Here is a 12,848-nt window from a genome sequence, read left to right as displayed (position 1 = left end):
CGGAGGAGGTTTTTTCAGAAGGTTATTCCGCAAGTAATTTCTTTTTGATTCCCGCGTAAATAATATCGACAGCTCCTGTATTTTGTGAAACGTATTTTCTCGATTTTTCAGAAGCATTAGCGAGCTTCTCTTCATCACTCATTTTATTGAAAACTTTCGTTAGATCACTGTAAATTTTCACTTCAAAAGCAGCTTCCTGTTTCATTAAATCCTGAGCTTCCTGGAAACGTTCATTGTTGGGGCCAAAGATTGTTGGAACACCGTAAGTAGCGGCTTCCAGGATATTATGGATTCCGGTTGTGAAACCGCCACCAATCAAAGCGATAGTCGCATATTGATAAAGTGATGATAAATGCCCGATTGTATCCACAATCATGATTTTTTTGTCTCTTAAATCTTTAACTGTTTTACGGTTAGTAAAGCGGAATGTTTGTCCGGGCCATTTTTTCTCGTAGCCCTTTATTTTGCTCTCTGTGATTTCATGCGGAGCAATGACAATTTTAAAATCATTGAGTAATCCGTCATCGATGAGCTTTTCAGTAAACTCATCTTCTTTTTCCCAGGAACTACCGGCAATGAAAACCTTTTGATCTTCAAAAAATGGATCGAGCTCATTGAAAGTTTTGACTTTTTGACTGAGTTGCCAAACACGATCAAATCTTGTGTCACCACTCACTTCAACATTTTTTATTCCGTGACTTGTGAGCAACTCCTTTGACTTATCACTCTGAACGTAAAACTGATCAACGAGCTGCAGCGATTTCAAATACCATTTCCCGTAACTCTTGAAAAAGAGTTGTTCATCCCTGAAAATTGCTGATGCAAGAATAAGCGGAATATCTCTATCGTTCAGAGCCCTCATGTAATGATACCAAAACTCGTACTTGACAAAAACGGCCACTTTTGGTTTAATCAGATCGAGGAAATCGCGAGCGTTTTTACGAGTGTCCAGCGGGAGGTAAAGGATTAAATCAGCATGCGAGTAGTTCTTTTTGTTTTCGTAGCCCGATGGAGAAAAGAATGTGAGTACAATATTCACATCAGGGCTCTCCTTCCTTACGCTTTCTATAAGTGGCCTGCCTTGTTCAAACTCACCCAGCGAAGCACAGTGAAACCAAATTGTTTTTTTATTGGTCAGATCCAGCTTACTCAGGTCAGCCTTCAATTTCGAGCGCCAGTTTTCGCGGCCCGCTAGCCACTGTTGTGCTTTTTCTTTTCCCGCGATTGCCGCTGCGGAGATCGCAGCTCTATAGGCTCTGACCGTTACGTTGTAGAGGAGTTTCATTAGCGAAAGTAGTACTCATCAGGTTGTTTCTGGTAAAGAGGAAGTGTCCAGCCAAGTCTAATTCCATAGAGAAGATCGAGACGGGTTTCATCAGATGGGCGACCAATATCGTATTGATAGTCACGTCTTGCTTTTGTGAATCCCTGCATGAATTCAAACCCGAAGAAAAAGTTGACTAACCTTCTGTTGCTGAGGTAGCGATAACCGATGAATTGAGAAGTCATGGCTCCAAATGTGAGTCGGTCAAATCCTACTTTGTTGTCCTTGTAGTTGAGCATCGGGATATCAGCATATTCGTCTTCTATGCGAATTTTATGCTGCATGAAGCCACCACCAACTTTGATCAAAAGTCCGCTGTTTGGGTTGCTGAAACCGAGCGGAATAACTTTTCCAACTTTCGCCTGAACGGTGAAGCCTCTTTCGTATAAAAATACATCAGCAGGAAGCCCACTGAGTCCGAGCACAATACCCTGATCATCAGTAAACGGTTCCAGCATTCTGTCATCTTTTACCTGTCTGCCAAAGAGAAGCGAGCCACCGAGCCCAAACTCCCAGTTCGATTTCAGTTTGACAGAAAAACCACCACCAATATTGTTGTTGTAGCCAAAACGATCGGCCATATCTCCGCCCGGAAACTGGAGTGCGTAAGAAACATCAATCAACGAGGTGAAAACTGCAGAATCCTTAATGCTCACCTGGCTTTTAGCCATTGAAACGGAAAGCAGAAATACTGCGACAAAAAGTAGCTTTTTAACCATAGCGCGAAGATAACGAAATAAACAGCGAATTATGATGTTGTTTTTTTACAGGTAATTACAATTACATTAGGGTAATTGCGTTCCAAATTTATTATGCAATTGCCATCGTAGAGTTTATCTTCGCGAGGTATTAAAAATATTTCTTCAATGGAACCAATTCAACTGGTTGATTTAAAAAATCAATATCTCAAAATAAAAGACGAAGTTGATAAAGCAGTAATCGATGTAATGGATTCCTGTGCTTTCATCAACGGACCTGAAGTAAAGGGTTTTCAAAAAGATTTAGAAAATTATCTCGATGTAAAACACGTAATACCGTGTGCCAACGGAACTGATGCACTTCAAATAGCCCTCATGGCTGCCGGTGTAAAAGCAGGAGATGAAGTAATCACTCCCAGTTTCACTTACGTTGCAACATGTGAAGTAGTCGCTTTACTAGGCGCTAAGCCGGTTTTTGTGGATGTTTATCCCGATACTTTCAATATCAATATTGAAGATCTCGAGAGTAAAGTCACGGAAAACACAAAAGCGATTATCCCGGTTCATCTTTACGGTCAATGTGCCAACATGGAAGGCGTTATGGAAGTAGCGAATAAGCATGACCTCACCGTAATAGAAGATACGGCTCAGGGTATTGGTGCAGATTACACTTTCAAAAATGGTGACACCAAAAAAGCCGGAACAATTGGGCACATTGGTTGCACTTCATTTTTTCCGTCAAAAAACCTGGGCTGCTACGGAGACGGAGGAGCTATATTCACCAACGATGATGATTTGGCAAATGAATTGAGAATGATCTCAAATCACGGTCAGTCTAAGCGCTATTACCACGATCAGGTTGGGGTTAACTCTCGTCTTGATAGTATCCAGGCTGCTATTTTGCGCATCAAGCTCAAACACCTCGATGAGTACAATCAAGCCCGAAATAAAGCTGCGAGCTTCTACACCGAAACCTTCAGTAAAACAGATAAGATCGTTCCGCCATTTGTCGCTGATTTTTCAACGCATGTTTACCACCAGTACACGGTGAAGCTGAAAGGTGTTGATCGCGCTAAGCTTCAGGAGCATTTACAGGAAAATGGTGTCCCTTCAAATATTTACTATCCGCTTCCCAATCACAAACAAAAAGCGTTTGAGCGCAATGGAGCTAATGTGGTTCTACCTGTTACAGAGCAGCTGGGAACTGAAGTTTTATCACTCCCAATCCACACAGAATTAACAGACGAACAACTAAATCACATAACTAAATCAATCCTGGACTATATTAATCGATAATTATGAATATTGCAGTAGTAGGAACCGGTTACGTGGGCCTCGTGACCGGCACATGTTTGGCAGAAAGTGGCGCAAATGTGATTTGCGTTGATATAGATGAAGATAAAGTAGCTAAAATGAAATCGGGAATTGTGCCTATTTATGAGCCACATCTCGATGTTCTTTTTGAACGCAACATCAAAGCAGGTAGGTTACATTTCACGACTGATCTCAAAGAAGCAGTTGAGCCTGCAGAGTTGATTTTCCTCGCTCTTCCAACACCTCCCGGTGAAGATGGATCAGCAGATTTATCTTACGTTCTTCAGGTTGCTAAAGACCTGGGCGGAATGATCGAAGATTACAAAGTGGTAATCGACAAGAGTACCGTTCCCGTTGGCACGGCTGATAAAGTGCAACAAACACTGGCCAATAAACTCGATAAACGTTTTGATCGCAACGATCAGAACCGACCGGAGTTCGATGTAGTTTCAAACCCTGAGTTCCTTCGCGAAGGATTTGCGGTTGACGATTTTATGAAACCAGATCGCGTGGTTGTGGGTACGAGTTCTGACCGGGCGAGAAAACTCATGGATGAACTTTACAAACCATTTGTTCGCCAGGGAAACCCGGTGATTTTTATGGATGAAAAATCTGCCGAGTTGACGAAATACGCAGCAAATGCATTCCTCGCAACCAAGATTACATTCATGAACGAAGTAGCCAATGTTTGCGAACGCGTAGGCGCTGATGTTGATAAGGTTCGTATTGGTATGGGTTCTGACGAGCGAATAGGAAAACGTTTCCTTTTCCCCGGAATCGGTTACGGGGGAAGTTGCTTCCCAAAAGATGTTCAGGCTTTGGCGAAATCGAGTAAAGAAGCCGATTATGACTTTAGAATTTTAGATGCGGTAATGGATATCAACCAAACTCAAAAAACGGCTTTGGTTCCACGTATCAAAAAATACTTTGGCGACTCACTCAAAGGCAAAAAACTCGCGATGTGGGGATTGGCTTTTAAACCTGATACTGACGATATCAGAGAAGCACCATCGCTCTACATTATTGATGAGCTGACAAAAGCCGGAGCTGAGGTTGTGGCTTATGACCCTGAAGCAATGGATAATGTGAGAGGACAGATCGGTGATAAAATTCACTACGCAAATGACCAGTACGAAGCTCTCAATGACGCTGATGCTCTCGTAGTTTGTACAGAGTGGCAAATCTTTAGGAGCCCTGATTTTACAGCGATAAAAAACAAACTCAAAGAGCCGGTAATTTTTGATGGTCGGAACCTGTATTCACTCGATAGCATGGAGGAAAAAGGTTTTTATTATACATCCATAGGTCGCCAAACAGTAACAAACAAATAATTTCATGAAGAGAGTTTTAATAACAGGCGCTGCAGGGTTTTTGGGATCTCACCTCTGTGATCGATTCCTGAAAGAGGGATATCACGTAATAGGAATGGATAACCTGATCACCGGAAACCTCGACAATATTGAGCACCTCTTTTCTGAAAAACACTTTGAATTCTACAATCACGATGTAACCAAGTTTGTTCATGTATCGGGCGAGTTAGATTACATCCTGCATTTTGCTTCACCGGCCTCACCAATCGATTATCTCAAAATCCCCATCCAAACACTCAAAGTGGGTGCCATGGGGACACATAATCTTTTGGGATTGGCCAAAGCTAAAAATGCCCGTATCCTGGTAGCTTCAACCAGTGAAGTTTACGGAGATCCGCAGGTTCACCCACAAACTGAAGATTACTGGGGGCATGTTAATCCTGTAGGTCCGCGCGGTGTTTACGATGAAGCAAAACGCTACCTCGAAGCAATTACGATGGCTTACCATACCTACCACGGATTGGAAACGAGAATCGTTCGTATTTTCAATACTTATGGTCCGCGAATGAGATTGAATGATGGTCGTGTTTTACCGGCCTTTGTTGGTCAGGCACTTCGCGGTGAAGATCTCACAGTATTTGGAGATGGATCGCAAACACGCTCATTCTGCTATGTTGACGACCTTGTAGAAGGAATATACAGGTTGTTGATGAGCGATTACGCAAAGCCGGTAAATGTTGGAAATCCGAGTGAAATTTCAATTGCAGATTTTGCTGAGGAGATCATCAAGCTCACAGGAACAACGAACAAAGTGATCTACAAGGATCTGCCTAAGGACGATCCAATGCAACGCCAGCCTGATATTACAAAAGTTCGTGAGATTTTAGGTTGGGAACCAAAGGTAGAAAGAGGTGAAGGGTTAAAGCGCACTTATGATTACTTCAAGTCGCTACCCGAGGAGAAACTTTATAAAAAAGAGCACAACACATTTGAAGAATACATCAAACGCTAGTATGACCAAAAAGATTCTCATAACAGGCGGAGCCGGATTTATCGGTTCTCACGTAGTTAGGAGATTTGTCCTGGAATATCCCAGCTATGAAATCCACAATCTCGATTGCCTTACTTATGCCGGCAACCTTGAAAATATTGCCGATATTGATGATCGTGATAATTACAAGTTCATAAAAGGGAATATTGAAGATGCTGAGTTTATCAACTCTCTTTTCGTTCAGAACCAATATGACGGGGTGATTCACCTCGCGGCTGAGTCGCACGTTGACCGATCAATTGAAGACCCGCTGGCTTTTCTCAAGACCAATATTATGGGAACTGCTAACTTGTTGAACGCTGCTAAAGCGGTTTGGGGATCTGACCAAAGCAAAAGGTTTTACCACGTTTCAACTGATGAGGTTTACGGTAGCCTGGGTAAAACGGGGCTTTTTGAAGAGACGACTGCTTATGATCCCAAATCACCGTATTCAGCGTCTAAAGCGAGTTCTGACCATTTAGTGAGAGCTTACGGAAATACGTATGACTTTCCATTTGTCATTTCTAACTGCTCAAACAACTACGGACCCAACCAATTTCCTGAAAAATTGATTCCGCTCTTTATTAATAATGTAAAACAGCGCAAATCATTGCCGGTTTACGGAGATGGACAATACACGAGAGATTGGCTTTACGTGGTTGATCACGCTATTGCGATCGACCGGGTTTTTCACGATGGAAAAAATGGGGAAACGTATAATATTGGTGGATTCAATGAATGGACAAACCTCGATTTAATTCACGCACTTTGCGACTTGATGGATGAAAAGCTCGGTAGAGAAAAAGGCGAATCACGCGAGTTGATTACTTATGTGAAGGACCGCCCGGGGCACGATAGACGCTATGCTATAGATGCTTCTAAAATCAATAAAGAGTTGGGATGGAAGCCTTCTTTGCAATTTGAGGAAGGTTTATCCAGGACAATTGACTGGTATCTTGAAAATGAGAGCTGGCTCGAGAATGTAACCTCAGGAGATTACCAGGATTATTACAAAATGCACTACATTAATCGTTGAGTATTAAATACAAAAAAAGGTTAACCAATTGGCTAACCTTTTTTTTTAATCCTTAAGTATTAGTTTATACTTATATCACTAATATTTTAATTCACTTTGAGAAACCTTTCGTCCTTCCAGCCAACGCTCATAAGATTGTTGATCTAATTTATACCACGCTTTAGCGATATTCTTTTTAAGGGATTTTTTAATTTCTCCTCTCACATTTTTAGGTTGTTCACTCATACTTTCAAAGGTTTAGTTTTGTTTTGCTTGTTAAAAGTATGTATAATTTTAAAAAATGACAAGTTTATTTAAAGTTTAACATGTGAAATAACCTTTTTTTAACTTCGACTTTACATAACAAAACAATTAGTGAACAACGTTTACTATTCTACCCGGCACAACAATGATTTTTTTCGGTTCGTTGCCCTTTAATTGTTGACCGGTTCGTTCGTGTTCGAGTACCGCTTTTTCAACTTCATCCTTTGAAAGATTTGCATCAACCTTGAGGCTAAAGCGTTTTTTACCGTTAAATGAAACTGGATATTCAATTTCGTCTTCTGTAAGGTATTCCTCTTTTAACTGTGGCCAGCCAGCATCCATGATTGAACTTTTGTGACCGAGCTTCTCCCAAAGCTCTTCAGTTATGTGAGGTGCATGACAGGAAGCCAAAATGCTCAAAGGTTCTAGAATTTCACGTTTGTTGCATTTCAAACTCGAAAGTTCATTCACACAAATCATGAGGTTACTTACACAAGTATTGAAGCTATCTTTTTCCAGGTCTTCAGTCATGGCCTTGATGCAAGTATGGAGTACTTTTAACTCATCTTTAGTTGGTTTTTCTTCAATCACAGAAAATTCATCTCCACTGTGAAAGAGTCTCCAAAAACGCTTGAGAAATTTACTCACTCCATCAATTCCCTGTGTGTTCCAGGGTTTGTGCATCTCAACCGGACCCAAAAACATTTCGTGGAGCCTCAACGCATCTGCTCCATATTGATCACAGAGATCATCAGGGTTGATGACATTGAATTTCGATTTGGACATTTTTTCGACTTCGCTACCACATTTATATGTTCTGTCCTCTTCAGTTAAAAATGAAGCATCTTTAAACTCTGGTCGCCACTTTTTAAAAGCTTCCGTATCAAGTTTGTCACCATCAACAATGTTTACATCAACATGTAGTCTTTGTGTTTTGTATTCCTTTCTTTTACTGAAAGTGACAAATTCATTGCTACCTTCAACACGGTAAACAAATCTGGAATCACCCTGAATCATTCCCTGGTTGGTCAGTTTTTGAGCCGGTTCATCAAAAGGAATGTGTCCGCGATCTTTTAGAAATTTTGTCCAAAAGCGGAAATAGAGGAGGTGGCCGGTTCCGTGCTCAGCACCGCCCATGTAAAAGTCCACATTTTTCCAGTAATTCACTGCTTCCTGCGAGGCGAATTCTTCACTGTTATTGGGATCTTCATATCTCAAAAAGTACCAGCTCGATCCGGCCCAACCCGGCATTGTTGTGAGTTCGAGTGGGAATCCTTCACCATTTGGTACAACACCTCTTTCCGGATCGTAATTCCATTTATCGGCACGTTTTAGAGGTGGCTCGCCATCTTTTGTAGGGAGATAGCTTTCTACCTCAGGTAATTCGAGAGGGAGGTGTTCGGTTCTGACCGATTTAGGAACTCCGTTTTCATAATAAACCGGAATTGGCTCGCCCCAGTATCGTTGGCGGCCAAATACGGCATCGCGGAGTTTGTAGTTGATTTTCTTTTGCCCGATTCCTTTTTCGATAAGCGCACCAATCGCTTTTTTGATGGCATCTTTTACTTTGAGTCCATCGAGAAATTGCGAGTTGGTGAGTTTTCCGCTCTTTTGATCGTTGGCACCTTCGCTTATGTCGGCACCTTCAATTACATTAGGAACAGGCAAATCAAAATGTTTAGCGAAATCCCAGTCGCGCTGATCGCCTGATGGAACGGCCATAATTGCTCCGGTTCCGTAACCTGCAAGCACGTAATCACCAATCCAAACCGGTATTTGCTCCCCTGTAAACGGATGCTCTGCATAAGCACCGGTAAACGCTCCCGATACATTTTTCACATCAGCCATTCGGTCGCGTTCGCTGCGCTTTTTGGTTTGCTCGATGTACTTTTCAACTTCACTGTGTTGTTCATCAGTCGTAATTTCCTGCACGAGTTCGTGCTCGGGAGCAAGCACCATAAAGGAAACACCAAAAATGGTATCAGGGCGTGTTGTGAAAACTTCAATTTTTCGGTCAGATCCGGAAACATCAAACCAAATAGCAGCTCCCTGTGAACGACCGATCCAGTTGCGTTGCACTTCTTTGATAGCATCGGGCCAGTCGAGTTTGTCGAGCCCATCGAGTAAGCGTTGAGCGTAAGCTGTGATGCGCATGCTCCACTGCTTCATTTTTTTCTGCTCCACAGGGAAGCCACCGCGTTCTGACACGCCATCTTTTACTTCGTCATTAGCGAGCACAGTTCCCAATTCAGGGCACCAGTTTACAACAGCTTCTGATAAATAAGCGAGTCTGTATTTTTGGAGTATCGTTTCTTTTTCACTTTCAGAAGCATTTTTCCAATCTTCAGCAGCGAAAACCTCAGTATCCTCATCACAAACAGCATTGAGGTTTTTGTTGCCTTCCTGTTCAAATACTTCAATGAGTTCTGAAATAGGAAGTGCCTTATCAGCATCTTTACAATACCAGGAGTTAAAAAGCTGGAGAAAAATCCACTGTGTCCATTTGTAATATTCAGGGTCGCAGGTTCTCACTTCGCGATCCCAGTCAAACGAAAATCCGAGTCTGTCGAGTTGCTCGCGGTATCGTTTTATATTTTGTTCAGTTGTAACAGCAGGGTGCTGACCCGTTTGAATAGCGTATTGTTCAGCTGGTAGTCCAAAAGCATCATAACCCATTGGGTGAAGCACGTTGTAACCCTGGAGTCTTTTAAAACGAGCGTGAATATCACTCGCGATGTAGCCCAGTGGGTGACCAACATGTAATCCCGCTCCTGATGGATATGGGAACATATCAAGGACATAATGCTTTGGCTTTTCGCTATTGATTTTAGCGCTATAAGTCTTGTCCTGTTGCCACTTTTTGCGCCATTTTTCTTCAATCTGCCTGATTAAATCAGCTGAATATTCCATGCTGTTAGTCTGCGTTTAATACCTACTTTTGAAGCCGCGAATTTAACTAAAAATAAGCCTTATTAAAGGTTATTATTAAAGTGCGCTCCGGCTAAATTGTTATTTTAGCAGCGTTTACTAAAAAGAACGTCCATGTCTAACAAGTTTGAGAGAAGGAGATTAAACACTTCTTATTTTTCTGTTGTAGTGAGTATATCGTTGGTGCTCTTTATGTTAGGTATGGTTGGTTTGATCCTTTTGCAGGCGAATAAGCTGAGCAATTACGTGAAGGAAAACATCGGGATTTCGATTTACATCAAGGACGATGTCAACCAGGCCGATATCAAACGCCTTCAAAAATCGCTTGATGCTTCAAAATATGTGAAGTACACAGATTATGTTGACAAGCAAGAGGCAGCTACTCGCTTACAGGAAGATTTAGGGGAAGACTTTATCGATTTTCTGGGATATAATCCGCTTTCAACTTCTATTGATGTTTATCTCAAGGCAGAATTTGCCAATCCTGATAGTGTGCAGATGATCGAGCAGAGTTGGCTCGATAACCCCAAAGTCAAGGAGGTTGAATACCAAAAAAACCTGCTGAGTATAGTCAACGAAAATGTTCGTAAGATTTCGCTTCTCCTTTCAGGGTTTGCTATATTGTTGATGATCATAGCAGTGGCTCTGATCAATAGTACGATAAGGCTCGCCATTTATTCAAAGCGCTTTTTGATTAGGAGTATGCAACTCGTGGGAGCTACGCAGAGTTTTATCAGGAAACCGTTCGTTAATCAGGGTATATTACACGGTTTGTACGGAGCGCTAATCGCTTTGGTATTGCTCGCTGGTGTGATTTATTACGCGCAGAGCGAAATGCCTGAGATATTTGATATGCAGGATGTGGAAACATTTGCTGTACTCTTCGTGATTGTTGTGTTGCTTGGAATGCTTATTTCCTGGCTAAGTACAACTTTTGCGGTGAACCGTTACCTCAAATTAAAAACCGATCAACTTTACATGCGATGAGTAACAAAATTGAACAAAAAGAAGATCTTGCATTTGGCAAGACGAACTATATGATCATGATTGCGGGTGTAGTGCTCGTTATTATTGGCTTTATCTTAATGTCTGGCGGAGGAAGTGACGATCCTAATGTTTTTAGTGAAGAGATCTTTTCGTTTAGAAGATGGACGCTTGCTCCGGTAGTTGTGGTATTAGGCTACATTGCGGTATTTGTAGCGATTATGAAAAAAACGAAAGACCACAACCAGGAATAATCAATGGATTGGATTGAAGCGTTGCTCCTGGGTATTATTCAGGGGCTCACGGAGTTTTTACCCGTAAGTAGTAGCGGTCATCTCGAGATTGTCAAGGCACTTTTTGGATCTGACCGTGTACCGTCAGAGAGCTTACTCTTTACTGTTGTCCTTCACGCGGCTACAGCCCTTAGTACTCTGGTGATCTTCAGGAAAGATGTCGCTCAAATTTTCAAAGGTCTTTTTCAGTTTAAAAATAACGAGGAATCACAGTTTTCGCTGAAAATCATTGTGTCGATGATTCCGGCAGCCATTATTGGGGTTCTGTTTGATGATGCTATTGAAGCTCTTTTCGCAGGGCAAATATTATTGGTCGGAGCCATGCTCGGCATAACCGGGTTACTCCTTTTTCTTGCCGACAGGGCTAAAAAGACTGAAAAAACCGTGAGCTATCAATCGGCATTGATTATTGGTATTTCGCAGGCTATTGCCATTTTGCCCGGTATTTCGCGTTCGGGAGCTACTATTTCTACATCGGTGCTATTGGGAGTGGATAAAGATAAAGCTGCGCGTTTTTCTTTTTTGATGGTGGTTCCGCTCATCCTGGGAAAAATGGCCAAGGATATTTTGGACGGAGCATTCACGAGTGGGCAGGTAGATGCTTTGGCTCTGACCATTGGTTTTGCTGCTGCTTTCATTACAGGACTTTTTGCCTGCACCTGGATGATCAGTTTGGTAAAAAAGAGCAAGCTCACTTATTTCAGTATTTATTGTTTTGTGGTTGGTGCAATCACAATTGTTATTGAACTCCTTTAATTTTTTATATGGATTTTTTAGCCGGTGAAGTGCTGCTTATTGACAAGCCTTTGGAATGGACATCTTTTGATGTTGTGAAAAAAGTGCGAGGCAGGTTGCTGAAAAAGTTGAACCGCAAAAAAATCAAGGTAGGCCATGCCGGCACGCTCGATCCGCTCGCAACCGGGCTTTTGGTTTTATGTACCGGCAAGGCGACTAAGAAAATTGAGTCTATACAGGGAGCAGAGAAAGAATACACCGGAACGATTACGCTGGGTGCCACAACTCCCAGCTATGACATGGAAACTGAGGCAGATCGGCAATTTGATATTTCGGATTTATCTCCGGAGAAACTCGAAAAAGCAGCTCAGTCTTTTGTAGGCGAGCAATTGCAAACTCCGCCCGTTTTCTCGGCCAAAAAGATCGATGGGCGAAAAGCTTATGATTATGCCAGAAAAGGAGAGGACGTAAAAATGCGTCAGAACCTCGTTCACATATACGAGTTTGAGTTGACGAGAATCGACTTGCCACAAGTTGACTTTCGCGTTAGGTGTTCTAAAGGAACTTACATCCGCAGTTTAGCTTATGATTTTGGTCAGAGCCTGAATAATGGCGGCTACCTGAGCGCCTTGAGAAGAACCGCAATTGGTGATTACCGTATAGAAGATGCTATGAGTGTTGAAGAGGTGGTTGAGGTTATAATGAATAGCTGAAATGGTGATAATGGATTACATTTGATGAAAATCCTATTTTCATGAGCCATTCTATAGATGATTTTAAAAGTTATGTGATAATTCATCAGCAGGTAGAATCTGGAAGCCGATCAGTAAAAGAATTATCAAAAACGCTTGAAAATCGCGGACTCAGTTCATCTGAGCGCACAGTAAAGAGGCGAATAAGAGAGTTGAGAGATCAATTTGGACTCGATATTCAGTTCAGTCAAAAATACAAAG

General features: G+C 41.9%; 13 protein-coding genes. 9 read left to right on the top strand and 4 right to left on the bottom strand.

The window, feature by feature from the left end; translation table 11 throughout:
• Nucleotides 1–22 precede the first annotated feature (22 nt).
• Together RI557_RS10120 and RI557_RS10115 are read right to left on the bottom strand one after the other, a co-directional pair.
• Complete coding sequence (locus RI557_RS10120) at nt 23–1,285, bottom strand: glycosyltransferase N-terminal domain-containing protein (protein WP_310683589.1); 1,263 nt, start codon at nt 1,283–1,285, stop codon at nt 23–25.
• The gene (locus tag RI557_RS10115) at nt 1,285–2,043 is read right to left on the bottom strand and encodes a hypothetical protein (protein ID WP_310668521.1); all 759 of its coding nucleotides are present in this window, start codon (nt 2,041–2,043) and stop codon (nt 1,285–1,287) included. The genes RI557_RS10120 and RI557_RS10115 overlap by 1 nt, the downstream gene beginning before the upstream one ends.
• A gap of 147 nt (nt 2,044–2,190) precedes the next feature.
• On the opposite strand from RI557_RS10115, the gene RI557_RS10110 reads away from it, so the two are divergent.
• The 4 genes from RI557_RS10110 to rfbB are packed head-to-tail and all read left to right on the top strand — an operon-like array spanning nt 2,191 to nt 6,712.
• A complete protein-coding gene (locus RI557_RS10110; RefSeq protein ID WP_310683587.1) occupies nt 2,191–3,318 on the top strand; it encodes a DegT/DnrJ/EryC1/StrS family aminotransferase in 1,128 nt (375 codons plus the stop codon).
• 2 nt (nt 3,319–3,320) lie between these two features.
• Nucleotides 3,321–4,667 (top strand): UDP-glucose/GDP-mannose dehydrogenase family protein, encoded by a 1,347-nt coding sequence (locus RI557_RS10105; RefSeq protein WP_310683585.1) that lies wholly within the window; start codon nt 3,321–3,323, stop codon nt 4,665–4,667.
• 4 nt (nt 4,668–4,671) lie between these two features.
• Entirely contained in the window at nt 4,672–5,658 is a 987-nt protein-coding gene (locus tag RI557_RS10100) for a UDP-glucuronic acid decarboxylase family protein (RefSeq protein ID WP_310668524.1), read from the top strand.
• 1 nt (nt 5,659) lies between these two features.
• Nucleotides 5,660–6,712 (top strand): dTDP-glucose 4,6-dehydratase, encoded by a 1,053-nt coding sequence (gene rfbB / locus RI557_RS10095; protein WP_310683583.1) that lies wholly within the window; start codon nt 5,660–5,662, stop codon nt 6,710–6,712.
• A 78-nt stretch (nt 6,713–6,790) separates the two neighbouring features.
• On the opposite strand, the gene RI557_RS10090 is transcribed toward rfbB, so the two are convergent.
• On the bottom strand, nt 6,791–6,937 hold the full coding sequence (locus tag RI557_RS10090; protein WP_310683581.1) for a hypothetical protein: 147 nt from the start codon (nt 6,935–6,937) through the stop codon (nt 6,791–6,793).
• A 126-nt stretch (nt 6,938–7,063) separates the two neighbouring features.
• Nucleotides 7,064–9,865: a leucine--tRNA ligase gene (gene leuS / locus RI557_RS10085; RefSeq protein ID WP_310683579.1), complete on the bottom strand. Its 2,802-nt coding sequence runs from the start codon at nt 9,863–9,865 to the stop codon at nt 7,064–7,066.
• A gap of 132 nt (nt 9,866–9,997) precedes the next feature.
• On the opposite strand from leuS, the gene RI557_RS10080 reads away from it, so the two are divergent.
• The 5 genes from RI557_RS10080 to RI557_RS10060 all read left to right on the top strand — a co-directional run.
• Nucleotides 9,998–10,870, top strand: a complete 873-nt coding sequence (locus RI557_RS10080) for a permease-like cell division protein FtsX (RefSeq protein ID WP_310668529.1) — start codon at nt 9,998–10,000, stop codon at nt 10,868–10,870.
• Entirely contained in the window at nt 10,867–11,121 is a 255-nt protein-coding gene (locus RI557_RS10075) for a DUF3098 domain-containing protein (protein WP_310668530.1), read from the top strand. The genes RI557_RS10080 and RI557_RS10075 overlap by 4 nt, the downstream gene beginning before the upstream one ends.
• A 3-nt stretch (nt 11,122–11,124) precedes the next feature.
• Nucleotides 11,125–11,916 carry an undecaprenyl-diphosphate phosphatase gene (locus tag RI557_RS10070; RefSeq protein WP_310683577.1) on the top strand — a complete coding sequence of 264 codons (792 nt, stop codon included), beginning with the start codon at nt 11,125–11,127 and terminating at the stop codon, nt 11,914–11,916.
• 8 nt (nt 11,917–11,924) lie between these two features.
• Nucleotides 11,925–12,608: a tRNA pseudouridine(55) synthase TruB gene (gene truB / locus RI557_RS10065; protein ID WP_310668532.1), complete on the top strand. Its 684-nt coding sequence runs from the start codon at nt 11,925–11,927 to the stop codon at nt 12,606–12,608.
• A 41-nt stretch (nt 12,609–12,649) separates the two neighbouring features.
• Nucleotides 12,650–12,848: hypothetical protein (locus tag RI557_RS10060; protein ID WP_310683575.1), on the top strand; the 199-nt coding region annotated here is incomplete at its 3' end.

Source organism: Salibacter sp., assembly GCF_031581065.1.
Lineage (GTDB): Bacteria > Bacteroidota > Bacteroidia > Flavobacteriales_G > Salibacteraceae > Salibacter.
This window is presented reverse-complemented; position numbering and strand designations above follow the sequence as displayed.